This is a genomic window from Limosilactobacillus sp. (genome assembly GCF_040772465.1).
In the GTDB taxonomy this organism is placed as follows: Bacteria; Bacillota; Bacilli; order Lactobacillales; family Lactobacillaceae; genus Limosilactobacillus.
This window is the reverse complement of sequence record NZ_JAXGYB010000004.1, coordinates 159,228-185,637: the sequence shown is the minus strand read 5'-3', so window position 1 is coordinate 185,637 and position 26,410 is coordinate 159,228. Positions and strand designations below refer to the sequence as shown.

Genomic DNA, 26,410 nt, shown 5'->3' with positions numbered 1-26,410 from the left:
ATGTTGTATTTTAAACTGGTCAATTCTAGTTTTCGTCGTAACGGCAAGGTTTATCTGCCATACTTAATGGCCACTAGCATTTTAGTGGCGATCAACTACATTTTTGCCGCGATGGGCGCTAATGCCAGTCTCAAGCATTTGCAAACGGGTGCTGTTACGACAGCCATGATTAAGGTTGGAATCACCTTCGTTTTATTGATCACGGCTGCTTTCTTAATTTACGTGAACCGTTTTTTATGGCAAGAACGAAGTGATGAGTTTGGACTATACGAAATGCTGGGGATGACTAGCAATAACGTGCAGGTCCTGATCATTATCGAAAAATTATATTTGCTGGTCATTAGCCTGGCAGTCGGCTTGGTGATTGGGGTGATTTTTGAGAAACTCGCCTTTCTGGGCCTCAAATATTTACTTGCAATGTCCAAAATTAAGCAACCGTGGATACAATGGGATGCTTTATTCGAAACGGCGTTGATGATCTTCGCGTTCTTCCTTGTGATTATGGCCATTGACTCGTTGAAAGTGCGGCTGATGTCTGCTCAACAATTGTGGAAAACGAAATCTGCTCATCCCCAACGTCACGGCCTCCTCACTACCGTGGCAGGAATCACTGGAATTATTTTACTGGGGATTACGTATTACACTACCTTGACCATCAAGCCCAGAGTTACCGCTATCACACACTTTATGCTTGCGGTCGTCCTTCTGATTGTTGGGACTTATTTGTTGTTTATTGCTGGTAGTGTGATGATTCTGAGTTGGCTTCAGCACCGCAAAAATTATTATTACCAGCCCAAACACTTCATTGCCGTTTCGGGGATGCGTCAGCGGATGCAGCAAAATGGTGCCAGCCTGGCGACGATCTGTTTGCTCTGCAGTGCAATTTTGGTGATTATCTTTACTTCTATTTCACTGTACCTAGGAATCAACAGCACAACCCGTGCTTATGCACCACAAAATGTCTTAATGATGAGTCCTCAATCGATTAGTGAGAAGGAAAGGCACGTCATTCACCATCTTGCAAACCGATCTCATGCTCAAATCCTTCATCAACACCTGTATCAAATGAGTGTGCCCACTTATGGATATTGGCAGAGAAATCGTTTTGTTGCACAGGGCAACCTCCAACACGTTTCGGTGCGAACCGACGCCGGTGTGATTATGATGACTGCTAAGGAATATGGCAAATTGAGTGCACACAGGATTAAGATCAAGCCAGACCAAGCATTGACTTATCGTGGTGCCAAGCCATTGCGGGGTGAGATTAAAGTGATGGGTCAGAGCTACCACGCTCAGCCCATGAAAACTATAAAGAATTACTATAACCCAGATCGTTCCACTTACGTTACTACTTATCTGATTGTCAAAAAACTGCCACGCAATGTGATGACAACCAACATCTATGCATTTGATTACCAGCTTCAAGGAAAGCAAAAACGGATTAAATTCGAAAAAGACCTCAGCAAAATTTCACCGACCATTAGCGTTAGTGGTCAATCGACAATTAAGAATTTGATTACTGGCTTGTACGGCGGTTTAATTTTTGTCGGCATTTTGACCAGCTTGGCATTGGCAGTGGCGACAGCGATCGTCCTCTACTTCAAACAAATTTCTGAAGGTTACGCTGATCGCAGACGTTTTGTGATTATGCAAGAGGTGGGGCTGAGTGAAAAGGAAACAGCCCAAGCAATCCATTCACAAGTGCTGATGGTGTTCCTGATGCCTGTCGTTGGAGCAATCATTAACATGCTTTTTGCCCTCCCAGCTATTAGGCAAATCTTGCATGAGCTCAATTTCTATAACCAGCAGATTTTGATCGTTGTCGGGATCGTCGTACCTGTTGTTTTATTGATAATTTATATCGCACTTTACGCGATGACAACGCGGACCTATCAGCAAATTATTGATAAATAATTGAATTTCACTCTACGTCTCTTAGATTAGGCGTGGAGTTTTTTGATAGATTAAAAAATTTGACAACTTTTTTAAATTTGCTTGGTCTCTCCTGAAACAGGCGTATAATATAGTTTCGATCTATTGTCCGTTATCAATGGAGGTGCGTCATGACTAAAGTGGAATATGCAGCCTTATTAGAACAAAAGAGCGGTGAATACCAGCTCACTTTTCCCGATGTTTTGGACGCCAGTGCGCGCGGCAAAACGAAGGATGATGCTCTGCAAAATGCGAAATTGGCCTTAGCCATCACTTTAAATGACATGATCACGCATTATGAATCTTTGCCGAAAGCCCGGAGCGTTGATGAATTGAAACAGCGCTACGGCGGCAAAGACGTCATCAGTGTCCAAGTGGATTTAGATGAATACTAATTTGAACTTTTAAAATCAAAAAGACGGGAGCGGGTACAACTTATGGACGAGCAACAACATCCAAATGAAGGAAATGACACTTCTACGGATGCCACTCAGAAAATGATAACCGGTTCGGCCTGGATGACGGCCGGCAGCATTGCCTCGCGGATTTTAGGGGCAATCTACATTATTCCGTGGGTCACGTGGTTAGGGGCATACAGTAATGTCGCTAACGCCGTGTATGCCAAAGGTTACAATATCTACAATCTGTTCTTAGTGGTAGCGACGGCGGGCATTCCGTCCGCCATTTCTAAACTGGTGGCTCACTATAATGGCTTGGATCAAGCCAATGTATCGCGCAAGCTTTATCACTCGGGAATGTACGTGGCAGCAGCGATGGGTGTCATTTGTGCCACCGTCATGATGCTCGGTGCGGGCATCCTTAGTGGTGGCGACGTCAATGTCGTGCCAGTTGTCCGTTCACTGGCTTGGGCAGTTTTGATCATTCCATGTATGAGTATCACCCGTGGTTATCTGCAAGGATACGCCTGGATGGCGCCATCAGCGATGAGCCAGTTTATTGAACAGCTCTTCCGGATTATTTACATGCTGGGCGCGACATACTTTATCATGAAACTTGGTAGTGGTAACTGGGTAGCAGCCGTTACCCAGTCGACATTTGCAGCCTTTATCGGGGCAATTGGGGCGATCATTGTCTTGACGACCGCCTATCTTCGCCATCTGCGAACGATGAATCAGATGGCCCGCGATTCTGTGGGTGAAGCCGATGTCTCGACGATGCAGTTGATGATGAAGATCATCTATCAATCCATCCCCTTCATCATCATTGAATCCGGAATTACGCTCTTCCAGCTGATCGATCAATACACTTTCAACCCGATGATGCGTGCTGTGGGACACTACACGAACTACCAGCTGTCAGTTGTCTACGCTCTGTTCTCATTCAATGCCAACAAGCTCTACATGATCGTTATTTCCTTGGCCTCGGCTCTGGCAGCGACGGTTATTCCGCTTTTGGCGGAAGCGCGGGCCCAAAACGACCAGGCAGGGATGCGCAAGCAGATCGTCAACGTTTTGATGATGTTCTACTTCGTGATGGTGCCGGCTGCTTTAGGATTGTCGGCTGTCGCCCAACAAGTCTACACGGTCTTTTACCGCTATAACCAGGCCGGAATCACCATTTTGGAATTTGCCTCATTCATATCGATTCCGTTCGGCTTGTACACGGTTGCGGCGGCGATGATGCAAGGGATTTCCGAAAACAAGAAGATGATGGTCAACCTGGCTGTTGGCCTAGTTGTCAAATTCATCATCCAATTCCCGTGCATCTACTTCTTCCGGGGCATTGGCCCGCTGCTGGCAACGGGAATTTCGATGACCGTTATCAATTACCTGATCTTGCACAGTTTCAACGATGAATTTAACTTGCCATTCCACGAGATGGCAAAACCGACGAACAAGATCTTGGGATTCTCGCTGTTGATGTTTGTGGTCACCCGGGCCTTGATGTACTTGCTAGAACGCTTCGTCAGCCCGTATGGTCGTTTCACTGCCTTCTTTATCCTGATTCCAGGAGTTGTTGTTGGCGCTGGTATTTATTTGTACCTTTCTCTGCGGTCGCGCTTGGCTGAAGACATTCTGGGTGCACGTGTTGCTGGCTTGCGGCAAAAATTGCATATTAAATAATCTATTTGGACCCCGTCATCAATTGCTGGTGGCGGGGTTTAGCTTGACTTTGTTTGTTTACAAACGTAAACTTGCATTGAAAAAGGGAGGGATGTTCAGATGGCAGACAATGAAGAGTTAGACATCAGTCCAGCTGAGTGGCAGGTGATGCGGGTGATTTGGACCCGGGGAAGTGCGACCAGCACTGAACTGACAAAACTGCTTGAAGATCCATTTGGCTGGCAGGCAGCGACCGTCAAAACGCTCTTGCGACGCCTGGTCCAGAAAAAGATTTTGGCAACGCGGCGCGAAGGGCGGGCTTTTCGCTACATCCCTTTGGTCGAGCAGCAAGCTACCATCAGCCGTGCAGCATTGCAATTATTCCACAATATCTGCGCCAAACGTGTTGGTCAGACCTTAGCAGACGTGATCGATCAAGTGGATCTCAGCCAGTCTGACATCAAGAGCCTCCAAAATTTATTGCAAAAAAAATTGCAAGACGCTCCAAAAGAAGTGCCTTGCAACTGTATTGGGTGTCCCCAGAATGTCAAATGCAACTAAAATTGGCCGCTTGCTACCCGTGCCATGAATTCCGGTAGGGCATGACTGATCTGGTGGGGAAGGACGATGTATTGTTTTTTGGCAATTTCTTCTGCCACTGCACTGTGGGCGTAGACTGCGGCAAGTACAGCCTTATCCGTATTATCGTGGAACTGGGCAGTAAAACCACCGACCATTCCTGCCAGGGTATCGCCCATCCCACCGACGGCCTGGGCGGGTGTGCCAATGGTTAATTCGTAAGTCGATCCATTAGTTAAATAAATTTGGGTGTGGTGACGTTTTAGTACCACCGTTGCTTTGAGCTGATCAGCAACTTCGCGGTTTTTTGCGGGTTCCTGGTCAGCTATTTTGATTCCGGATAAGCGTTGCCATTCCATTTGGTGTGGTGTGTAAATGACGTGGGCATCTGGTTGGGTGATGTGCTGGTGAGCCATCATCGTGATGGCCGACCCGTCGATGATCAGGTTTTGTTCTGGTTGAATCGTCTCAAAGACCATTTGCAGGATGGTTTGGCTCTGCTCGTCTTCGCCTAAGCCGGGGCCCACGACGACGCTGGTGACGCCACTGATTAAGTTTTTTAGTGATTGCTGGTCGTGGAAGTCGGCAAACATCGCTTCGGGCACGTTAGCGTGCAACGGGCCGACATTCAAGCGATCGGTGCAGGTGGTCACCAGACCCGCACCAGAGTAAACTGCCGCCGTCGTGGCCATGATAATGGCACCGCCAAAGTGTTGGTTTCCGCCGACAAGGGTGACTTTGCCAAAAGTGCCCTTAAAGGAGTTGACTGGCCGGGGCTTGATGACGTCTCTTAAAATTTGTGCACTTAATTTTTTCATTGGAAGGCCTCCTCATTACTCAGTGTTATTATGACATTTTTCCCATGAGTGTGCGAGCGAGACGAATGTATCACGTAAGCGTATTCATGTTATAATTAAATTAAAGAGATTGAGGAGGCGGTTTGCATGAGTGAGTACACTAATATTTTGGTTGGCATTGATGGCTCCAAGCAATCCGAAATGGCTTTTAAAAAGGCCGTTGATATCGCAAAACGTAATCAAGCAACTTTGAATTTACTCAGTGTCGTCAATGGCACGAAAGATTCATCTTCAGGAACGGTTACCTATGGCTTTATCGACCGGTCGATGTATGACAAGGCAACGAAAAAGCTGACTGATGAATTGGCTAAGTTAAAGAAACAGGCTGAGGTTGCCGGCTTAACGAAGGTTAATACCGACGTTTTGATCGGCAATGCCAAAGTTGAACTGACGACGGGCTATGTCAAGAAAAACAAGATCGACATGATCGTCGTCGGTGCTAGTGGCTTGAACGTTGTTGGCCGCATGATCGTCGGTTCCACGACCGCTTATGTGGTTCGCCAAGCACCTTGTGATGTCGTCGTGGTCAAGACGGACGATGCTAACAAACCGATTAAGATTGATACGTCATCGTACCCGACAATCTAGAGAATATCATTTGAATTCTGAGGCTGGAGATTAAATCTCCGGTCTTTTTTCGTGCAATTTTTAGCTTCTTTCCGTATCTCTCTAGTGGAGGGATACAAATGAAAATGAGACGAATAATTTCAGAATGCCTATTAGTGGCCATGATAGTTTTAGGGACGCTGAGTGTTCCAGCCCAAGCGGCCAGTTTTTCGCAGGCTGAACGTGATCGCTACCTGACGGGTTACCGTCAAGGGATGATCGATAGCCAGCGCCAACAAAAGCATCAGTTTCAGGATGCCTTTGTGAGAGCTGGTTATGAGCGGGGATTCCGTGAGAGTATGCAAAAACAACAGCAGGAAGCAGGCAAGGCAACTTCGGTTCCAGAATCGCAGGCTCGTGATCGTACTGATGCTGAAACTGTCCAGGGACCAGAGCCTTCTGACAGTGGAGCAACATTTCACTACAACCTCGGTCAGCCGACAAGAAGTCAAAAAGAATTTTTTGAAAAATTAGGGCCGTTGGCTGTCAAAATCAGTCGACAGTTTGATCTCTACCCGTCGATTTTATTGGCCCAGGCTGCGTTGGAAAGTAATTTTGGCGCTAGTGAATTGGCCAGTCGTCATAATAACTTGATGGGTGTCAAAGCGATGCCAGGTTTGCCCAGCGTCGAAATGACGACGAGTGAACAGGATCACAGTGGCCATTCCTATACGATTAAAGCTGCTTTTCGTAAGTACAAGGATTGGCAAGAATCATTGAATGATTATGCTAATTTATTGGAGACGGAGCAGTTCCGAATGGTTCATCGCCACCAAGCAGGGGATTACCAGCGCGCACTGAAGGCCTTGCGTGGCAGCTACGCAACTGATGTTCACTATGACCAGAAACTAGCAGCAATCATCAAAGCATTTGATTTAACCAGTTATGATGATCAATTGGATCAGCCTGACACGAAAAAGGGTGATGCAATTAAACAGCAATCATATCTTCCAAGGAAGCACCATGGAAAAGTGGCAGTTAAATCACACCAGAGTAAGGCGCGTCCTGCCAAAAGAAAGGGTCACGTTTTGATAATGTCAGTGGCTGGGGCTTTAGCGTCACTAGTGCTGATCAAAGTTAAACAATTGCATCGTTAGACTTTCCATGAGAAAATATTCTCTTAGAAAATTAAGGGAGATCGGTTCAAATAATGACTCAGGATGAAGTTCGCAGAGAAATGACGATTGCCCAGCAACAGGGCACCCTAGTTGAAATCTATAATCTCGATAGCGACGACTATTTCGACGTCGGTTTCGTTATCGCGATGGATAAGTTGTGTGCGTTACTGCTGGTGTTGGACTGGGATGGGAAGATTAATTGCCTGCTGGTTACGCGCCTGACCAGTATTCGCCGCATTCGCCGCCAAACGGACTATCTGACCACCGTCACCATTAAGGCCAAAGTAGCTCAGGATAATGGCTATTTTGATGTCTGGGGCCTGCAGAAATTCCTGCAGCAGCATGATTTTACTAACAAGCCGTTACTGAAGACGTTTTTACAGGATTCTTTAGATCAGCATTTGCCGGTGGTGATCGGTACGAATAAGTACAAGTCCCAGGATGATTTCGAAGGCTACCTGACTAAACTCGATGATATGAAAGTGACGATGAATTACTATAACGAGCATGATCTGTCATCTTTATGGGAATACGAAGTCTTGCTGGTCAATATCGACTACCTGCGTGTCCGTGGTTACCAGATGGCGACAACGGCAGCTATTTTTAAAGACGTTTTTCATCAATAAAGTCTATCATTTCAAGGATGGTTGCGCTGCCATGAAGGCTGAGGTAAAATGTTTACGTAAAATGATTTACGCTAAGCCAAAGAGAAATGAAGGTTATTATTCATGGCAAAGAAAATAACGATTCGTGATCTGGCCAGTGCTGCTGGTGTCTCGGTAACGACGGTTTCCCAAATTTTAAACGGGAAGGGCAATCGTTTTAGTAAAGCAACCCAGGAAAAGGTTCTTCATCTGCGTGATGAATTGGGCTACGTGCCTGATTTCAACGCTCGTAACTTGATTTTGCGGTCTTCGAAGACGATTGGGGTTTTAGTTCCGAATTTAAATAACCCCTTCTTCAGCACTTTCATCCATGGCGTCGACAGTACCGCCCGCAAAGAGGGCTTTATTGCCCTGGTCTTCGGTGCAAATCATGAAGAGGATTTGGAGCGCTTTTATTTGCGTCAGCTGATGGAGCGTTCCGTCGATGGCTTTATCATCGCAAGTGCTTCGATCACTGCTAAAACGATTGATGACTTGCTGAAACCGTGGCACGCGCCGTACGTTCTTTTTGACCAAAACGGTAACCGGGCTGGCGACCGTCTAGAAGTCGATGATTACCAAGGCGGACGTCAAGCTGCCGAATATTTAGCAAAGATGGGTCACCAAAAAATCGTGATGCTGCACCCAACGAATCCGACGGCCAACGTCAATAACCGTCTCAAGGGATTTACGGATGGGCTGCACGATGCTGGAATTGATTTTGATCCGCAACAGGACATCGTTTCGGCTGAATTGACGAAGATAGGTGGTTACGACCAAACCGACGCGGTTCTGGCAAAGCATCCTACGGCGGTCTTTTCAGCCAACGATGAAATGGCTATTGGTTTGATGCGGGGATTGCACGAAAAAGGTCTTAGTATCCCTGATGACATCTCGGTAATGGGTTACGACAATATCGATTTTGACGAATACGTCAGTCCTAAGCTGACGACTATTGAACAACCGATGCACCAAATCGGTGAAGAAGCGACTAATATGCTGATCAAACGGGTGCAAAATCCGGAGATGGATTTGCAAACTGTGCACTTACCGGTTAAATTAGTAACACGCGATAGTGTTAAAAATTTAAAGAAGTGATGATTTAGTGTATATCGAGAACTCAAACAAAAAAAGGCCAGGCTTTATTGTCCGGCTTTTATTAATGGTTGTTTTGGCTTTTGTCATTCAACTGCCACCATTGGTTTTAGTACGGTTGCGTCATTATCACCAGCTGAATCATTTTTCAGCAACTCTGCTGGGTCTGTACTTCGTTGCCTTTATCTTGATAATCATTTTGGCGGCGGGTATCTACCAGCGGGTTGACCAGCGACCACACTTGCCACAGTCACTAGGCAAACGCCTTCGTTGGGTAGTGGGTGGTTATCTGGCCATTATGCTAGGCAGCTACTGCTTATCAACTTTGAACCGGATGATTTATCACCAGACGACGACGGCAAATAACGCTAACATTGCTCACTTGATGAGTAAGAATCCATTGATTACGGTGGCCTTGTGTGTCTCAGCGATCTTTTTGACACCGATTGCCGAAGAGTTAATTTTCCGGGGCTCCGCCATGAACCTGTTCTTCAAGCCGAGCTGGTTGTGGGCCAAAGTGATTTTATCAGCGGCAATCTTTGCGGCGAGTCACGCCAACAGCACGCCGATCAGTTTCTTGATTTACGCTTACTTAGGAATTGTGCTGGCGATCGTGTACAGCAAGAGCGGTGATATTAAGAATTCGATGCTGTTGCATGGCTTGAATAATGCGATTGCGTTGATTCCGCTGGTGATGTGACATCCATTTCAATATTAAAGCATGATTCTTCGGGGTCATGCTTTTTGTTTTGGCGTAATTTCTTGTAATTCATCAATAAAATCCCGCACCCGCGTACTAGCATCGCGCCGATAAATCACACCATACGGAATACGGTAGTCCCAAGCCATCGGAACCGACTTGATTTCAGGATTGATGTTTTGCCAGGCACTGGGGATTTCGATTAACGAATTAGTTGTGATCGCCTCATTAAAACTGTTGATGTCGTAGAGGTGCTGAAGATCGATCACTTTGATGCTGGGATGATGCTGACTAATTTGGTCGCGCAATTGGTCGATTACGGCTGAAATACCTTTGGACAGTAAAAGAAGACGCTGACCATCGAGGTCGGACCAAGTAAGGCTATTTTTCTTGGCCAGGGGGTGCTGGGCTGGAATGCCAATCTGACAAGGAAAAGAACCCAGTGGCAGATAAGCATATTGTTCATTCCATGCCTCAACACTTGAAGGAGTGACGACGCAGTCCATTTGGGGTGTCAAAACTTCATCGCTCCTCACGTCAAAAGAATCGACGAAGGGAACCAGTTGTAAGGTGAACTTGCTATTCTGTTGGTCATGTTTCAGCCACAATTTGATTAGTTCATCACTGGGGCGCAATAAAGACGTCCCAATGCGAATAACGTGTGATCCCTGCTGATCAATTTGTTGGACGTTGCGTAAGATTTCGTTGGCTTCCCCGGCTAGTTGATGTGTTCGCTCATAAAAGTATTTACCGGCAGAGGTTGGACTAATACCCTGATGACTGCGGTTAACAAGTTTGACGCCAACTTCCTGTTCTAAAGATGAAATTTGTTTCATCACGGCAACCGTGGATCGGTATTCTTCCTTAGCAGCCTTGGTAAAACTACCAGCTTGGATAACTTTTAAGAATGTTTTGACCCGTTGATCGAGCATTCGTAATTCCTCCTTAACTATTAGTTAACACTATCTTAATCAAAAAGGCAATTCCACTTCAATGATCTACGGATAATAATAATATCAAAAGCGGTCAATAGCGAGTAAGCGACTGCTTAGCAATATTAAAGCTAACAACTCATAATCAAACTACCATTAAGTTATGTTTAAGGCGGGATCAATAATGAAAATTTTTATTGTAGGTGGTTCAGGACGAGTCGGAACCGACTTGGTAAAAGACCTAGTAGCTGCGGGACATCAAGTGACGGCTGGTTCACGCCATCCGGAGAATATTGTGAAAATGGATAATGTAACTCCTGTTAAGCTGGATCTGCATGATAGTCCGGCTCAGTTGAGCCAGATCATTGGGCATCCGGATGTTATTTACTTCACTGCTGGTTCCAATGGAGCTGATCTTCTGCGGACAGATGCGATGGGAGCAGTGAAAACGATGAAAGTCGCTCAGCAAAATGGGATTCATCGCTACATCATGCTCAGTGCGATGTTTCCCCTGGAGCCAGAGAAATGGGCGGAAAATGGCTTGATGATTTATGCCGCTTATAAAGATGCCAAATTCTTCGCTGATAACTACTTGGTGAACCAAACTGACTTGGATTACACAATTCTGAGCCCCACCAACCTGACCGAAGAAGCTGGAACGGGGAAGATCACAATTGACGAAGGCAAAGTTGGAACCAATCCGATTCCTGATGTCGCAATGACACTAGCTAAAATTTTGGACCATCCTAATATGAGCAAAAAAGTGATGATGATGCGTACTGGCAAGACGCCGATCGATGACGCTTTAGCTGCAGTGAAATAAACATTCAAGGAGGATTTTATTGATGAAAAAGTTAAGTGATCCAGTAATTTTTCCCAACGGGGCTAGTATTAAAAATCGCTTTGTTCAGCCCCCGATGTTAACTAATAGCGGCAACCAAGGTGAAGTAACGGCCGACACTATCCAATATTATGGTGCGCGTTCTGATTCGGCGGGGATGGTCACCGTGGAATATGCCTACGTATCAGAAAATGGAGGACCAGCGATGACATGGGCTCCTGATCACAGCCAGTTAGCCATCTTCGATGACCGCTTTGTGCCTCAGCTTAAAAAGCTGGCTGAAGCAATTAAATCTCACGGCAATAAAGCCATCATTGAAATAGCACATGATGGCCGGCAAGCATCAGGGTTAGCTGACATGGGCAAGTCGGTTTATGCGCCGAGTGAGATTGACTATTCCTTCTTGCCATATCCGGTCAAGGAACTGAATGATGAACAAATCAAGGCAATTATCAAGGATTTTGGAAAAGCGACCAAGCGTGCCATTGACGCCGGTTTTGATGGTGTTTTGATTCATGGCGCCAACCACTATTTGCTGCAGCAGTTTTTCTCCACTATCTCTAATAAACGTGATGATCACTGGGGTGGCAGCTTAGAGAAACGGATGAATTTCCCGTTAGCAGTTGTTGCTGAAGTCTTGCGGGTAGTGAAAGAATCAGCACCAAATGATTTCATCGTAGGTTACCGTTTTAGTCCTGAAGAAATTCACGATACGATTGGTTATACTTGGCACGAATCGACGCAACTAATCAAGGCTCTGACTGACCAGTTTGCCATTGATTATATCGACCTCTCACTTCCCCAATACGACCAGAAACCCATAGATTCTAATCAAACTTTTGCGGAGATCTTCAAACCGTTTATCGGCAATGCCAAGTTAGGTATCGTGGGTAACATTCGCACGGCAAGTGATGCCCAGGACGCGTTAAAGTACGCTGATTTGTTGTCAGTCGGCCGTGGATCGATCGCTGACCCAAATTTTGCCCGCAAAGTATTAGAGGGACATGGTGACCGGATTGTCGATACAATTACCAAAGATAATATGGCCGCAGCACATTTGACGGCGGGTCTGCAAACCATTTTTGCTGATGCGGGGCATGATTTGATTCCGCACTGGCCGAAGAAACGTAGTTCGTTGTGGAACTAGTAAGAGAATACTCATCAAAAAACTTTTTTGAAAAAGCGAAAAAAGTTATTGCAAGCGCTTTCAAGGCATGGTATATTATTGGTGAGGAAGGAAATAAGAAACCATTCAAAGCCTGGCAACTGAAGCAATTCGAGTAGGTTAGAAGCAGTGTAAGTGTGACACAGAGAAGTAGACGAAAAGTATTATTGAATGTGTGGTCACCGTCGTGCACCAGAGCAATTTTAAATAACTTTGCGGAAAGATTGAATCAAAATGACATGGATAATAAAAAGGCTTTAACGCAAAGTTACATTGATTCCTTCCCAAAGTAATCCGCCCCACCTGGAGGCGGATTTTTTGGTTACAGCAAAATTTGTTAGAATATGTATAAAATGATTCAAAGGGGTGGGGAACGATGTTTCTTTCAACAGAAGAGTTCCGTGGTAAACACAAGATGATGGGATTAGTGAATGCGACGGCGAAGCTGATGCTGCCGAGTGATTCTATCGATGAATTTGAGAGCTTTGATCAACTGTTTGATGAAGTGGAGAATGAGTTAAAACGCAAGGCTGCCGATCAGGGAGCTGATGGAGTAGTTGGCGTTCGTTTCCAGCAGTCAGTTGCAAACGTGCAGGTAGCGCCGAAATTCCTGATCTTGACGGGCTATGGCACGATGATCAAGATGCCGGACTAATTAATTCAAGAAAATCCCAAAAAGTCCTTGCCATAACCGTCTGAATCATGTATATTATATATTGTTGTTTGAGAGAGCAACACATCATAATAGATGCCCCAGTGGCGGAACTGGCAGACGCGCAACGTTCAGGTCGTTGTATGGGTAACCATGTACAGGTTCGAATCCTGTTTGGGGCATTTTTGTATGTTTTTCAGGAATTCTGGGAAGTAATGAATACAGCTGTAAGCCTTGATTCGATAGGCTTATGGCTGTTTTTTTATTATTATCGTATTCCTGAGAAATGACGAGATTTTGTGAGGCCGAGGCCCATTCGAGACCCATTTTTTAAAGCGAAGATAAGGCTGAAATAATCTTTTGATCAACTTTATTCTGGTACTCGTCAAGCAAGTAAGCATAAACTTTTGTCGTTGTAGAAATATCATTGTGGCCTAATCGCTTACTAATTCCATAAATGCCCACACCATTTGCTAGGAGCAAAGCAACATGACTGTGTCTTAGGCTGTGAAAGTGGAAGTTTTTCCGGTGAATATGAAGCTTCTTTAGTAATTGCCTAAGTGTTTTATTGACTGCGTTGCTAGTGGGGATGGTGCCATACTGATTCATGAACACCATTGTTGAATTGTTTTGCTGTAAATGTTTCAAACAATCTAGCAATTGTTGATTAACTTTAATGGTGCGATTGCTAGATTTGCTCTTTGCTGGCTTGAATTGTTTGGTACGCATGTCCCATGATTTGCTGATAGAAATAGTTTGGCAAATCCAGTCAATATCATTCCATGTTAATGCTTGAATTTCAGACAAGCGCATTCCCGTGTAAATCGCAGTGATAATCATATAACGACTAGTAAAGCCTGGCCGTCGCTTAATGCCTTCCATCGTAGCAGTTTTTAGCCGTTTAATTTCTTTGAGATTCAGATAATCAACATTCAAGACACGATCTTGGTTAGCAATCAGTTCTACCCGTTGGGTAAAGTTCTTAGTTAAATAATCATCAAGAATGGCAGACTTTACGCAAGAGTGGATAATTGAATTGACTTTCTTAACGGTATCAGGAGCATGATTGCTGCCATACTTATTGATGAACTGCTGATAATGTTGTCGATTAATGTTTTTGATAGGAATGTTGCCAAAGAATGATCGCAAGGCTTCACCAGTATACTTATAACGATCCAACGTGATTTGAGCTAATTTCTTATCTTTGTATGTCTTAATCCAACGGTCATAGTAATTGGCTAAGCTAATCTGCTTGTCAATTGCCACTCCCTGATTAATCTTGTTTTCTGCTTTAGCCGCCCAAGCCTGAGCATCACGTTTTACTTTGAACCCTGATTTAGACTTTGAGTGTTTCTTACCAGCACTGTCAGTCCATCGCAAGCGAGCCGTCCAAAAACGACTACGCTTAATAAATTGTGCCATAGAAATTACCCCCCCATTATTGTGTATAATGAAAGGGTTGATGATCACGCAAAAATTATCCACCCCATAGTCCATTCTCTGTGCCAGCAGGGGGTGGATTTTTTATTTATCTGTACATGATTAATGTGTTGAATCCTTCAGTAGTGCCTGTAATGGCACTATATCCTGTCAAGTATACATTCCAAATAGAAAAAGTTTATGCGACTTGATTGCGGAATTTTTCCGCGGTCAAGCTGTTTTTTGATGCATATGCTCGCCGTGTGTTGAAATAATTAATAGCTTTCTTGACCGACTGATCCAATTCTGCCAATGTTTTAGGACGAGAGCGCTTAGCTAGCCAAACGAGTTTAAAATCATTCCACCAACGTTCCATTGGCGAATTTTCCCAAGGATGACCTGGGTGAGACATACTATGAATGCAGTTTTGATTAGCTAGATAGTTATTAAAAGCCATTGAACAGTAGGCAGCTCCTCGATCAGTATGAATCATTGGATGAGCCTTCGGCTCTAAATTAAAGGCTCGATTGAATACTTCAATTACTGATGATGTATTCTCAGTGGCAGAAATGTTGTAGCTCAAAGCATAACGACCATATAAATCTAAAACTACGTGTACTCTTGCTTTTTTGATTGTGTTTGTACCATATTGGACTTCTGTAGTATCAGTTAACCAAACTTCATTCTTATTATGGCAATCAAATTGTTCATTGAGTAAGTTGTCATTGATATATTCTTCATGACGTTTAACGCGATTGTGCCTCTTTTTCCGGATATTAGAACGAATCCCATGCTTTCTCATACAATTAGTAACTCGCTTCAGTCCTGCTTTAAAGCTTAATTTATTTTCAAAAACTAGTTGGGTAGTCATGCCTAAGTAGCCTAAAGTCCACTTATGTTGTTTTTCTAAATCCAGAATAGCTTGCAGTAATTCTATTTGTTCATCTTCATACTTATTATGTTTCCGATGAGTCCATTTATAGTAGGCGCCACGTGTAATACCTGCAATTTCGCATAAAATACTAATTGGCCAACCATATTGTTCATTTAACTTTTTGATTGCTTGTTGTTTGTAGAATTGTCCACCTCCCGATTGCGTATTTCCATTACTTTTTTTGCGTATGCCTCCTCCATCTCTTTACGAAGAAGTTGTGCTTTAAGCAATCGATTCTGCGCTCTTAACTGATCAATTTCTGTCCAGTCATCTTGTGGCTTTGCTTTACCTCGCCGATCACGAAGTGATTGCGGATCATTGCCACTTTTACGATACTTCTGATACCAGCTATAAACTTGTTGATAACTCACATGATATTTATCTACAGCCCAATTGTAATTAATATCGTGTTTAATCAATTCCTCAATAATTGATAATCTCTCTTCAAAAGTCGTTCTACGTCCTGGCATAATTGAATCTCGCTTTCTTGGCGTGTAAGCCTTTAGTTTTGATTCATTATACTGGATAATCCATCGTGCTAATAGGTTCTTAGACTTCAACCCATGCTTAATTGCGAAAAGTTCAAGCGAATCATTTGACGTCTGATACTTTTTAACCAGAGATAATTTTAATTTCTTGGAATAACTGCGATTGTAGTGCACAGATCGTAAACCATCGATTCCTTGGTAAGTATATAGTCGTCTCCAGGTAGTTATGGTTCTATTATGAATCCCATATTTCCTGGCCACTTCCTGAGTAGTGCAATGTGACGCTTCACTTAATATGGCTAGTTTTTGTTCCACACTATATTTTCCTTTTCTGCACATAAAAAATGCCCCCAAGTATAAGATGAATTTTCTATTTCATCTGTATACTTAGAGGGCATTATAGCCGGGATCCTTTGCCTAGCAATTGTAAGACATTTTTTTATTTGGCCGTTCCCAGATATGATAAGATAATTGTAGTTGTGAGTAATGGATTAAATGAAATCAATTGGTGATGCCAGTGAAACAATTATTTTTGCTAAAGCCTAAGGTTAATAAAAAACCAACCGGTGATGTGCCACTGGCTGAAGTGTATCTTATTAACACAATCAATGAGTCTTCTAAATGGTTGCTTGAAGCTATTAAAAGAATCTTCAATATTTTAAATTATCTTACTTTAGATAATAATGGAGAAATAAATGAACTTCAAAATCTTATCACATACAATGGGACATCATATGTAGGGATTCAAGACTATTTTAATTATGACCCAAAACATCCTGATAAAAAGATATACTATTCAATACTGAAAAAATTGGATGCAGGCAATCACTCTTATGAAATCAGATTTAAGGGTGAATCGTATAGAAAAAGCATGAAAGAGTATCGTATTGTTCTGACAATTCATAAGAATTTAAATTGTTTAGTTCTCACACATGGTTTTTCTAAAGTGAAGGAAATTAATTATTATTACGGTATAGGTACTGCAAACGATGTGACTACTCAACTTGGTAGAGTAGCTAGTGACTTGTTTAGTCTTATTAATGATAAAGTAGCAGGATCAAATTCAACTAATTTATATTTAGGTAAAGAGGGTGAACGAGATGAAGTTGAACTTTAATCAAGCTTTTGAGAAAGCACTGAATAAGCCAGACAATTCTGCCATAAAAGAACGTTTTGAATCTTATCAGTTCAAGATTTCTCAAAAAATATTAGGAAAGCGCATTAGTCTTGGGTTATCGCCTAAAGAAGCTGCAGCAAAAGTTGGTATAAGTGAAGACAAATATAGAAGCTTTGAGAATGGTGTAAATACAACTGCAACAAAGGACGAATATGAGACGATACTTTCTGAGTTAGATGATGCAGCTAATCAAAATGACGTTTTGTTTGTGTCCAAAACATTTTATGGTGTTAAGAGAAGAAAAACAATGTTCAGGTCTAAACGCTTTAATCAAAATGAAAATAAGCAAGAAGCGAGATTACTAAAACAGATATTGCTTGCAGATTTGTTTCCGAATAAAGCTTCAAACGGATATGTTTATGTTGGTATTACTAAAGAAAAGAGCGAAAATCATGCAACTGAATTATCAAGGGTTCTTGTTAAAGGATCTTCAGTACCAAGTGCAGAATATAAATTCGGGTGATAAGCAAAATCAAAGCTTAACCATTGATGATGGGAGAGTTGCTCTAAATACTGATAAACATGGTCAACAGACTGCAATTATAACTGTTAAGGGAATAGCTAATAGGTCATTAAAAAAAGAAATAGTAATGCAGCAAAATTTAACAGTAAGTGCTGATTTTGTTTATAAGGTTAAGCTTGCAGACAATGAAAAATTTGACGAACCAAAATTCAGGGAATTGATTCAGGATTATGCTCTGAACTTTTGTGTAATTAAAATACAAGAAATTGTAAAAGAAGTTACATCATTAGACTATGGATCCCCATTTGTTATTCATGATTTTGATTTTCCATCGGGAATTAAAATTACGAAAGAAGAAAACAGATAGAAATAAGAAAGCATGCTTTGAAGTGAACCCTTAAAGTTGGACACTTTACTTACGATGCTTTTCTTAAGGCAAGATTTCGATATTCGATCGGAGTCTTGCCTTTTAGTTTGTGTTTAATTCGTTCGTTATTGTAATAATTAATCCATTCAACCATCGCTCGTACAATATCCCTTAGAGTTGACACTTTAAATAATAAAAATTTAGGGGGTGTTTCATTTTACAAGCTATACAACATTGGAGAAGTTGGAATTACTCAATGATTATCAAGAGACAGATGTCCCTTTAATCGTCTTTGCCGATTATAAAGGCGTCCGTCCAGCTAATCTGTCTAATTGGATTCGACAGTTCCTTCTTTCAGGCCTTTTGGGGTTATTACGTCCTAAACACAACCATAGATATTCGCTCCAGACCAAGTTAAAGGCAGTTGAAGCCTATCGTTCTGGAAAATATTCCAGTCCTGAAATATTAAATCAATACAACATTCGTAACGCTTCTCAACTATCACAATGGATTATCCAGTACAATATGGGCAAACTAGATGTTGCTTACGCAACAAGAAAGCGAGTCCGAAAGATGGGAAGAAAAGTATCCTTTGACGAGAAGAAAGAGATAGTCCAATGGACACTCGATCACCAACGGAATTACCAGGCAGCTGCCGAGAAATATAATGTAAGTTACCAACGGGTTTATTCGTGGGTCCACAAGTACTCTAACAGCCAAGACTGGCAGGCTTTAAGGGATAATCGTGGTCGAAATAAGGGCAAAGAAGCTAGCAGTGAAGTAGAGAGATTACGGCAGCGAGTACGAGAGCTAGAACGGGAAAAGCGCGAACGAGAGGTTGAGATAAATTTTGCAAAAAAATTAATCGAAATACACAATCGGGGGGTGCAACGACCGGACGATATCAAGCGATTCAGGAAATGAGTAATGAAGGATATTCTATTACTGAGCTAGTAATAGCTGCTGGAATAAGCCGTTAGGCTTATTACCAGTGGCAAAGCCGTCATCCGACACTTAAAGATCGAGAAGATGAGCAAATATTAACTTTAATTCAAGCAATTGAAACGGAAAATCAGCACTGTGTTGGCTATGATAAGATGACTAGACTAATTAATCGCTCTGATAAGTTCTCATTTAAGATCAATAAGAAGCGGGTTATCCGAATCATGAGAGAACATAGTATCAAGGCCGATTATCGTCAGCCTAAGCGAAAACGAGTTCAGCAACATCAAACCTATCAAGCAGAAAACATTCTTAACCGACAATTTAAACGAACAGCTGCCAATGAGGTTTGGGTAACTGATACAACAGAGTTAGTTTATGGCGTCCAAAATAATAAGGTGCGGCTTCACGTCGTGTTAGATCTATATGGTCAATATCATTTAAGCTGGTTAATCACACCGACAGAAACAACAGATGGCGCGATTAAAGTCTTTCAAGCTGCTCAACGTCATGAAAGATGATTAGCTCCGCTGATCCATACGGATCGTGGCGCAGCATATACTGCCAAAGCTCTTAATCAATATCTGACCAGCAATGGCGCACAACATAGTTATTCAGCACCAGGAACACCAGCAGATAATGCCGTTATTGAACACTGGTGGGCAGATTTTAAAGCAATTTGAATGGCCCATCAGCCTAAGGCTCAGAGCCTAGAAGAGTTAACCGACCAAGTTAAAGCAGGAGTTAAATACTTTACCTGCCAATTTATCTCAGCAACCAGAAATGACCTCACCGCAACAGAATTTCGCTACGGCAAGGTCAGCTAATTTTTATTATTTAATGTGTAAACTTGACAGGGTACAGTACCACTCTAATGAGCTTTGTTTTCGTTTCATAATGGTGTTGATAATACAGTTCGACTTTCATGGTGTGAAAGAAGCTTTCCATTGCGGCATTATCCAAACACGTTGCTCGTCTAGACATACTCTGAAAGATATGATGATCTTTCAAATAGTGATGCCATTGGTAACTTTGATATTGAATTCCTTGATCACTATGGATTGTCATACGATAGTTTAGTTTTGGACGAAGTCCAACAAGCTCTTGTAAAGGTTTCATCACAAAATTTGTTGTTGGATGATCTGAAATATTAAATGTTACAATCTCATCGTCAAATAAATCTTTGATTGGTGATAGGTACACTCGTTCTTGTTGAGTTTCATGTCCATATCTGAATTCAGATACATCTGTAACCATCTTCTGATAAGGACGATCAGTTTGAAAACGTCTGTTAAGGAGATTTTTGGCTTTTTTACCTTGCGGACCAATGGCTGAGTTGTATTTGCGTGTCTGTTTATTATACATGTGTGCTGACAAATTATTGTCACGCATGACTCTAGCTACTCGTTTGTGGTTAATCTGGTATCCTTGATTACGTAAAGCATCAGTCACGGTTCGATAACCGAAACAAGGATTATTCTTCTTGATTTGCTGTATTAGTTTGATCAATTTCCGATCGGAAATTGATTGTTTTCTCTCGTGACGATGTGCCTGATGATAGAAAGTGCTCCTCTTAATTGGACTGTACTCTAATAACTCAGTCAGTGAATACCCAAACTGCTGCCTTAGTTCTTGGATGATTTGGTATTCTTCTTGCGATGACCGCGCTTCTGAACTAAGGCCTCGACTTTTTTTAAGTATTCATTCTCGACATGTAGTGCGTGATTTTCTGCTCTTAACCGTTCTAATTCAGTTAACTCAGTTTTGTTAGCCTGTTTGTTATGATTAGTAGTCACGTGTTTAGCCCGTCCTCGTCTGATAAATAAGGCTTGCACCCCACTCACATTTAATTTCTTTTGCCAAATAGCGATAGTTCCTGCGCTACTAATGTCAAAATGAAGTGCTGCTTGTGGATATGAAGCATGATTTTGTTTTTTCCAGTTTAAGACTTTGAGCTTGAAATTACCATCATAATCATATTTTGGCTGACGGACTATAAGTCCGTCCATACCATATTTTTGGTAACGATGAACCCAATTCAGAATTTGTGATGCCTTCTTAATACCAAATCTCTTCGCTAAAGTCGTCGAACCAATACCACGCAAATAACTTTGAACAACTTTTAATTTTAATTTGAAATTAAATTTAGTCATAAAAGAACCCCCTAAGTTAGATTATTCGTCCAACTTAGGGGGTTCACTTCATCAGCTTTGAACGGTTGGGGTTCTTTTTTAGTTACATCAATTATTTCTGTTTTTCCGTTTTGATAAATATAATATGTGTCACCATTGCTATTTTTGACCGTGTTATATGGGACATAAGTGCCGTCTGTAGGATCCCGGCCGATGGAGTCATTACTGTCATTGACGTGTTGACTTTATTCCATACTAGACCCAGCATTTAATTCATCAAGAATGTTATATTCAGTATATGATTTCTTTATAGTAGGTGCCCATTGATCGATGAAGCTGTGTAACTGTTGAGAATTGTGTTTTGGCTCCAAAGACTGGTTGAAGTGCGGGAACTGCTGCTTACAGCGGTTTTCGATGAAGATTTAGTACTGCTTGAAGAGATTTGCTGTCCGCATCCAACTAACCAAAGATTGGCTGCAACCAATACGTCTAATGTATATAATTTCTTTATTATTATTAGATAATCCTACCAGAAATTTCTAAGAACATTGTATGGGAGATTTTAAATTGTAGTGGGGGAATCCTTTTGACGTTTTAAAAATCATGCGCGTCATTATAACTCAAATTATCTAGCAAATGTTGATGCTAAAGCGTATGCATTCTACATATTGGAAAAATTTCTAAATCACATTTTAGAAAATATCGATTAACGGAAATACATAATTTAAACGAGTATCTATCAATAATTTAAAATTGTTAAGTAGAGATATTTATTGTAAAATAAGACAGCAATATGTAATCCCTTACATAAAAGGAGAGAAAGCAGAACAATGTTACTTTCACCCAGCGCTAAATCTTTATGGGCAAAAAAAACTAATCATGATGGAGAAGAGTTGTGGTTGCCCTTAATTGCTCATCTTATTGATACTAAAAATGTAATTAATTATTTGTATAATCATTGGTTAGATGATGGCCAAAGGGCTGTTTTGGCGCAGGGAATAGGGAATGATACTGCACGACAATTAGCAGAATTCTTAGGATTTTTTCATGATATTGGAAAAGCCACACCTGCCTTTCAAACAAAACATTCTTATAACAACGATAACTTATTAGATAATGAATTGATAGAGCAACTGATGAGGTGTGGTTTCAACAGTCTCGATGATTTTCATCCTTCTCAAAGAAGTAAATCTCCTCATGCTATTGCGGGAGAAACAATTCTGGAACATTTAGGACTGAATAATAGTGTAGGCGCAATTATTGGTGGACATCATGGAAAACCTGCTCATAAATATTTCAGATTTGAGTCGCAAATTAATGATTATACAAGCAATTATTTTCAGTCAGATCATAATGTCAATCTAAAGAATGATTGGAGAAAAGTTCAACAAGAACTGGTTAAATATGGTTGTAATTTAACAAAATTTGCTAGTCTTGATGATATTCCAGATATTAATGAGCCTCAGGCAGTGCTATATGAAGGGCTACTAATTATGGCTGATTGGTTAGCATCTAGTGAATTCATTGATAAAGATCATTCTTTAGAGCTTTTTCCCTTAATTTCTTTAGATAAGCACTTTGACGATTTAAATATGACCGAACGTTATCAGCGTGCGATTCTTAATTGGGACCAAAGTGGCCATTGGAATGCACAACCAATTAATGATGTTCAAGAACATTATCAAAAACGTTGGGGGTTTAATCCCCGTTCTGTTCAAGAATTAATGTCTAGAAGAATAGCAAAAATTACTGATCCTGGTATGTTAATCATTGAAGCTCCTATGGGTATTGGTAAAACAGAAATTGCCCTAACTGCAGTTGAACAGTTAGCTTTTTCAAGTGGAAGAACAGGCTTTTTCATGGGACTGCCTACACAAGCAACAACTAATGCAATGTTTAACAGGGTCAATAAATGGTTAAAAAGTATAGCCACTGAAAGTCGAACTAACTTGCCAATTAAATTGATGCATGGCAAAGCACAATTTAATGAGGAAATGCAAAAACTTCCACATGCAGAAAATGTTGGTGATGCTGGATCAGTTGTCATCAATAGTTGGTTCTCTGGCAAAAAATCGATTCTTACTGATTTTGTCATTGGTACGATTGATCATTTGCTATTAATGGGGTTGAAACAAAAACATTTATTTTTACGCCATCTGGGTTTAAGTGGGAAAGTTGTCGTAATTGATGAAATACATGCTTATGACACCTACATGAGTTCTTACCTTAAAAAATCTTTAGAATGGCTAGGTTCGTATCATGTTCCGGTAATTGCTCTTTCTGCTACTCTACCTAAAGAAAAGCGAAAGGAATTAATAGAATCTTACTATCGTGGTAAGTACGGTAAAAAAGTTCATGATCAGAATGTTGATTGGGAAAATACAGAAAGTTATCCATTGCTTACATATATGGATGGCAAACAGATTAAGCAGATGGATAATTTTAAAAGTGATGGTGTCAGAAATAATGTAGCTATTCATAGATTTATTGGTAGTAATGATGAATTAATTCAACAAATTGTTGACTCCATTGAAGATGGCGGAGTAGCTGGTGTTGTGGTAAATACCGTTAAGAGATCACAAGAAATAGCTAAATTATTGCCTGATAATGTGCCTTTAATTGTTTTACATTCTGCTTTTTTGGCACCAGATCGTGCTGATCTAGAAAAGAAAGTGCAATCATATATTGGAAAGAATGCAAAACGTCCTAATAAGTTAGTTGTTATCGGTACGCAGGTACTAGAACAATCTCTTGATATAGACTTTGATATTCTTTTTACTGATATTGCACCAATGGATTTGATTCTGCAACGAATTGGTAGGCTTCATCGTCATAAAATTAATCGTCCTAAGAAACTAGTTAAACCGCAAGTATATATTTTAGGAATTGAGTCGCCAAGAGACTATGGTGAAGCAAATGAAGATATTTACGAAAAATATTGGTTAATAAAAACAGACCATTTTTTACCTGATACAATTACGCTTCCGGATGATATTTCTAAGCTTGTTCAAGATGTTTATGATTCTGAAACTGATCAACAAATTGAAGGCATTCAGGATTCAAAGCATGATGAACAGGTAGTGGTAAAAAAAGAAGTTCAAAAGGCGAGAGCATATCAAATTGGCAGGCCCAAATTAAAAAACACTAGTAGTGTTGTTGGGGATAACAGCATTCATGGCTGGTTAGATCGATCAAAACAAGGAGCTGACTTAAGTGACATTACTGCTGAAGCTTCTGTTAGAGATATAAAGGAATCAATTGAAGTGATCCTCTTGCAACATACTAATCATGGTGATTATTTGTTGGATGGTCGCAATATTCAAGATATAAGTGACAAGGAGATTGCTCAGCAATTGATACGTTTACCTAATGCGATTACGCCTAATATTAATAAAAGTATTGTAAGTTTAGAAAATATAACCACCAAATATTATTCCAACTGGCAAGATAGTGTCTGGTTAAAGGGAATGATTGCCTTGCCTTTAGATGATGAATTGCAAACAGAATTCAATAATTATCATATTTCATATTCTAAAAGTTTAGGTTTAAGTTATGAAAGGATTAATTGACTTATGGTACAGCGACATTTCAGTTTAATTGATGACCCGTGGATTAAAGTGATTGATGATCAAAATGTTGAAAAAACTGTCTCTTTAAAAACGTTATTTGAGCATGCAGGGGATTATCGTCAATTAGCTGGAGAAATGAAATCACAAGATTTGGCTATATTGAGATTTTTATTGGCTATTTTAAATACAGTTTACTCACGCTTTAATGCTGACAATGAACCTTATGATTGGTTAACATTGGACGATACTACACTCAAAGTGGATAGTATCGATGAAGATATCGAACCGGATGAAATTAATGAAGATTTACTTACTACATGGCATAAACTATATCAGAATGGGCATTTTTCTAAGATAGTTGAGGACTATCTCAGCCTTTATTCAAGGCACTTTGATCTGTTCGATGAAGATGTTCCTTTTTACCAAGTTACTAAGTCACAATATGATAGTTTTGTACCAGAGGAGAAATCCATAGAACATGGTAAAGGAACAGTAGCTATTAAACAACTGGATAGAACAATATCGGAAAGCAATAATACTCCTGATATTTTTTCTCCACGAACTAATCAAACTAAAAATAAAATTTCTTTGGATGCATTGGTAAGGTGGCTGATTACTTACCAAAACTATTCAGCAGTGACTGATAAAACAAAGGTGATCTCTAAAGAAAATTTTACAAATTCAAAGGGGTGGCTTTATGAATTAAATCCTGTATACGTCATTGGGAATAGTTTGTTTGAAACTTTAATGCTTAATATGATCTTAGTGAATGGGCAGGAACAAGATATAGAATCATATATTCAAGCACCTGTGTGGGAACAAACAGTTAATGAGTATGTAGATGAAAGGCTCTCACAGATTTTACCTAATAATATTACTGAACTGTATACATTATGGTCACGTTTAATTCATATTGAATGGGTAGGTGATAGTCCTGTTATTTTTAGTGCAATGTTGCCAAAAGTAAATAATGATAGTGCATTTGTTGAGCCAATGACAACATGGAAATTTGACAAGAAACACAAAAAAACAAAGCCGGACATTAGAAGAATTAATTCGTTAAGTAAAGCTATGTGGCGTAATTTTGGCCAGTATGTTTCTATTTCTGGAGATGATGTTTCAAAAGAACCAGGGGTGGTTAAATGGTTGGATTTATTAAAATCTATCAAATTGATACCGGGCAACTATCTAATACACTTAGCAACTGCGGGTTTGATTAGCGATGGTAAGCCGTCGCAAGCACCTATTGCAGAATTTTTTGATGATATGCAAATCAATGCTGATGTTTTATTTGATAAAGATCCAATAAAAAAGAATTATTGGCCAAAACGCATTGACGATATGGTTGTTTTGACTAATAAAATGGGTGGAGTATTGAATTACTTTGCTCACGACGTTGCCAAGTTTAGGGGTATTGCTGATCCCAATTCCTTTGCAGACCGAGTAACCTCGCAATATTACGATAAGTTAAATATGCCATTTCGAGAATGGCTATCTGGACTTTCTAATGATGATGAACGTGACGAAAAGGAAAATATTTGGAAAAGCCAAGCTTATCATCTTGCAAAAGAAGTCGGAACGAATCAATTTAAACGGGCCTCAATGAAAGAAATCCGTGGTAAAAGCAATCAGGACAAGGAAGGTAAAAAAGTAAGCAATATATTTATTTCTTTTAAGCATTTTATCGTTTTATTATTTCACATTATGAATTATTCAAACAAGGGAGGTAGGTAAA

The 26,410-nt window shown here is 40.8% G+C and carries 26 protein-coding genes, 1 tRNA gene and 1 pseudogene; 20 read left to right on the top strand and 8 right to left on the bottom strand.

Features of this window, described 5'->3' with window-relative positions:
* The 4 genes from AB3114_RS05700 to AB3114_RS05685 all read left to right on the top strand — a co-directional run bounded on the left by AB3114_RS05700 (position 1) and on the right by AB3114_RS05685 (position 4,556).
* Positions 1 to 1,914 (top strand): ABC transporter permease, encoded by a 1,914-nt coding sequence (locus AB3114_RS05700; protein WP_367342291.1) that lies wholly within the window; start codon positions 1 to 3, stop codon positions 1,912 to 1,914.
* A gap of 149 nt (positions 1,915 to 2,063) precedes the next feature.
* Positions 2,064 to 2,327 (top strand): type II toxin-antitoxin system HicB family antitoxin, encoded by a 264-nt coding sequence (locus tag AB3114_RS05695; protein ID WP_367342290.1) that lies wholly within the window; start codon positions 2,064 to 2,066, stop codon positions 2,325 to 2,327.
* 42 nt (positions 2,328 to 2,369) lie between these two features.
* A complete protein-coding gene (locus AB3114_RS05690; protein WP_367342289.1) occupies positions 2,370 to 4,016 on the top strand; it encodes a polysaccharide biosynthesis C-terminal domain-containing protein in 1,647 nt (548 codons plus the stop codon).
* Positions 4,017 to 4,115: 99 nt separating this feature from the next.
* Entirely contained in the window at positions 4,116 to 4,556 is a 441-nt protein-coding gene (locus AB3114_RS05685) for a CopY/TcrY family copper transport repressor (protein WP_367342288.1), read from the top strand.
* On the opposite strand, the gene AB3114_RS05680 is transcribed toward AB3114_RS05685, so the two are convergent.
* Positions 4,553 to 5,392: an NAD(P)H-hydrate dehydratase gene (locus AB3114_RS05680; RefSeq protein ID WP_367342287.1), complete on the bottom strand. Its 840-nt coding sequence runs from the start codon at positions 5,390 to 5,392 to the stop codon at positions 4,553 to 4,555. The two genes, AB3114_RS05685 and AB3114_RS05680, sit on opposite strands and share 4 nt — an antisense overlap.
* A 126-nt stretch (positions 5,393 to 5,518) precedes the next feature.
* Here AB3114_RS05680 and AB3114_RS05675 point away from each other — a divergent pair, with 126 nt between their 5' ends.
* The 5 genes from AB3114_RS05675 (at position 5,519) to AB3114_RS05655 (ending at position 9,594) form a co-directional block, all read left to right on the top strand.
* Positions 5,519 to 6,019, top strand: a complete 501-nt coding sequence (locus AB3114_RS05675) for a universal stress protein (RefSeq protein WP_367342286.1) — start codon at positions 5,519 to 5,521, stop codon at positions 6,017 to 6,019.
* A gap of 98 nt (positions 6,020 to 6,117) precedes the next feature.
* Entirely contained in the window at positions 6,118 to 7,134 is a 1,017-nt protein-coding gene (locus AB3114_RS05670) for a glycoside hydrolase family 73 protein (RefSeq protein WP_367342285.1), read from the top strand.
* A gap of 53 nt (positions 7,135 to 7,187) precedes the next feature.
* Positions 7,188 to 7,781, top strand: coding sequence for a hypothetical protein (locus tag AB3114_RS05665; RefSeq protein ID WP_367342284.1), 594 nt, complete (start codon positions 7,188 to 7,190; stop codon positions 7,779 to 7,781).
* A gap of 102 nt (positions 7,782 to 7,883) precedes the next feature.
* Positions 7,884 to 8,897 (top strand): LacI family DNA-binding transcriptional regulator, encoded by a 1,014-nt coding sequence (locus AB3114_RS05660; protein WP_367342283.1) that lies wholly within the window; start codon positions 7,884 to 7,886, stop codon positions 8,895 to 8,897.
* Between the two features lie 64 nt (positions 8,898 to 8,961).
* Positions 8,962 to 9,594: a lysostaphin resistance A-like protein gene (locus AB3114_RS05655; protein WP_367342282.1), complete on the top strand. Its 633-nt coding sequence runs from the start codon at positions 8,962 to 8,964 to the stop codon at positions 9,592 to 9,594.
* A 35-nt stretch (positions 9,595 to 9,629) separates the two neighbouring features.
* Here AB3114_RS05655 and AB3114_RS05650 read toward each other — a convergent pair whose 3' ends face one another.
* Complete coding sequence (locus AB3114_RS05650; protein ID WP_367342281.1) at positions 9,630 to 10,526, bottom strand: LysR family transcriptional regulator; 897 nt, start codon at positions 10,524 to 10,526, stop codon at positions 9,630 to 9,632.
* 181 nt (positions 10,527 to 10,707) lie between these two features.
* Between AB3114_RS05650 and AB3114_RS05645 the strand changes: the two genes are divergently transcribed.
* The 4 genes from AB3114_RS05645 (at position 10,708) to AB3114_RS05630 (ending at position 13,366) form a co-directional block, all read left to right on the top strand.
* Positions 10,708 to 11,349 (top strand): NAD(P)-binding oxidoreductase, encoded by a 642-nt coding sequence (locus AB3114_RS05645; RefSeq protein WP_367342332.1) that lies wholly within the window; start codon positions 10,708 to 10,710, stop codon positions 11,347 to 11,349.
* 22 nt (positions 11,350 to 11,371) lie between these two features.
* A complete protein-coding gene (locus tag AB3114_RS05640) occupies positions 11,372 to 12,514 on the top strand; it encodes an NADH-dependent flavin oxidoreductase (RefSeq protein ID WP_367342280.1) in 1,143 nt (380 codons plus the stop codon).
* Between the two features lie 394 nt (positions 12,515 to 12,908).
* Positions 12,909 to 13,187: a hypothetical protein gene (locus tag AB3114_RS05635; protein ID WP_367342279.1), complete on the top strand. Its 279-nt coding sequence runs from the start codon at positions 12,909 to 12,911 to the stop codon at positions 13,185 to 13,187.
* Between the two features lie 95 nt (positions 13,188 to 13,282).
* Positions 13,283 to 13,366 (top strand) — tRNA-Leu (locus AB3114_RS05630).
* A gap of 148 nt (positions 13,367 to 13,514) precedes the next feature.
* On the opposite strand, the gene AB3114_RS05625 is transcribed toward AB3114_RS05630, so the two are convergent.
* The 3 genes from AB3114_RS05625 to AB3114_RS05615 all read right to left on the bottom strand — a co-directional run bounded on the left by AB3114_RS05625 (position 13,515) and on the right by AB3114_RS05615 (position 16,364).
* Positions 13,515 to 14,606: a tyrosine-type recombinase/integrase gene (locus tag AB3114_RS05625; protein ID WP_367342278.1), complete on the bottom strand. Its 1,092-nt coding sequence runs from the start codon at positions 14,604 to 14,606 to the stop codon at positions 13,515 to 13,517.
* A 196-nt stretch (positions 14,607 to 14,802) separates the two neighbouring features.
* Positions 14,803 to 15,612 carry an IS3 family transposase gene (locus AB3114_RS05620; RefSeq protein WP_367342331.1) on the bottom strand — a complete coding sequence of 270 codons (810 nt, stop codon included), beginning with the start codon at positions 15,610 to 15,612 and terminating at the stop codon, positions 14,803 to 14,805.
* 38 nt (positions 15,613 to 15,650) lie between these two features.
* Positions 15,651 to 16,364 (bottom strand): transposase, encoded by a 714-nt coding sequence (locus AB3114_RS05615; RefSeq protein ID WP_367342277.1) that lies wholly within the window; start codon positions 16,362 to 16,364, stop codon positions 15,651 to 15,653.
* Between the two features lie 172 nt (positions 16,365 to 16,536).
* Between AB3114_RS05615 and AB3114_RS05610 the strand changes: the two genes are divergently transcribed.
* Genes AB3114_RS05610 through AB3114_RS05600 form a run of 3 tightly spaced genes read left to right on the top strand, consistent with a single transcriptional unit; the run spans position 16,537 to position 18,032 of the window.
* Positions 16,537 to 17,142: a hypothetical protein gene (locus tag AB3114_RS05610; RefSeq protein WP_367342276.1), complete on the top strand. Its 606-nt coding sequence runs from the start codon at positions 16,537 to 16,539 to the stop codon at positions 17,140 to 17,142.
* Positions 17,126 to 17,665 carry a hypothetical protein gene (locus tag AB3114_RS05605; protein WP_367342275.1) on the top strand — a complete coding sequence of 180 codons (540 nt, stop codon included), beginning with the start codon at positions 17,126 to 17,128 and terminating at the stop codon, positions 17,663 to 17,665. The genes AB3114_RS05610 and AB3114_RS05605 overlap by 17 nt, the downstream gene beginning before the upstream one ends.
* The gene (locus AB3114_RS05600) at positions 17,643 to 18,032 is read left to right on the top strand and encodes a hypothetical protein (RefSeq protein WP_367342274.1); all 390 of its coding nucleotides are present in this window, start codon (positions 17,643 to 17,645) and stop codon (positions 18,030 to 18,032) included. The genes AB3114_RS05605 and AB3114_RS05600 overlap by 23 nt, the downstream gene beginning before the upstream one ends.
* 49 nt (positions 18,033 to 18,081) lie before the next feature.
* On the opposite strand, the gene AB3114_RS05595 is transcribed toward AB3114_RS05600, so the two are convergent.
* Positions 18,082 to 18,216, bottom strand: coding sequence for an IS3 family transposase (locus AB3114_RS05595; RefSeq protein WP_367342273.1), 135 nt, complete (start codon positions 18,214 to 18,216; stop codon positions 18,082 to 18,084).
* Between the two features lie 140 nt (positions 18,217 to 18,356).
* On the opposite strand from AB3114_RS05595, the gene AB3114_RS05590 reads away from it, so the two are divergent.
* Together AB3114_RS05590 and AB3114_RS05585 are read left to right on the top strand one after the other, a co-directional pair.
* Positions 18,357 to 18,956, top strand: coding sequence for a helix-turn-helix domain-containing protein (locus AB3114_RS05590; protein WP_367342330.1), 600 nt, complete (start codon positions 18,357 to 18,359; stop codon positions 18,954 to 18,956).
* A pseudogene (locus AB3114_RS05585) lies at positions 18,953 to 19,801 on the top strand (IS3 family transposase). The gene AB3114_RS05590 and the pseudogene AB3114_RS05585 overlap by 4 nt, the downstream one beginning before the upstream one ends.
* 10 nt (positions 19,802 to 19,811) lie before the next feature.
* On the opposite strand, the gene AB3114_RS05580 reads toward AB3114_RS05585, so the two are convergent.
* Complete coding sequence (locus tag AB3114_RS05580; protein WP_367342329.1) at positions 19,812 to 20,615, bottom strand: IS3 family transposase; 804 nt, start codon at positions 20,613 to 20,615, stop codon at positions 19,812 to 19,814.
* Positions 20,600 to 21,127, bottom strand: a complete 528-nt coding sequence (locus tag AB3114_RS05575) for a helix-turn-helix domain-containing protein (RefSeq protein ID WP_367342272.1) — start codon at positions 21,125 to 21,127, stop codon at positions 20,600 to 20,602. Before AB3114_RS05575 ends, AB3114_RS05580 begins: the two co-directional genes overlap by 16 nt.
* An 809-nt stretch (positions 21,128 to 21,936) precedes the next feature.
* On the opposite strand from AB3114_RS05575, the gene cas3 reads away from it, so the two are divergent.
* Positions 21,937 to 24,675 (top strand): CRISPR-associated helicase Cas3', encoded by a 2,739-nt coding sequence (gene cas3 / locus AB3114_RS05570; protein WP_367342271.1) that lies wholly within the window; start codon positions 21,937 to 21,939, stop codon positions 24,673 to 24,675.
* 3 nt (positions 24,676 to 24,678) lie between these two features.
* Positions 24,679 to 26,409 carry a type I-E CRISPR-associated protein Cse1/CasA gene (locus AB3114_RS05565; RefSeq protein WP_367342270.1) on the top strand — a complete coding sequence of 577 codons (1,731 nt, stop codon included), beginning with the start codon at positions 24,679 to 24,681 and terminating at the stop codon, positions 26,407 to 26,409.
* Position 26,410: the final 1 nt, after the last annotated feature.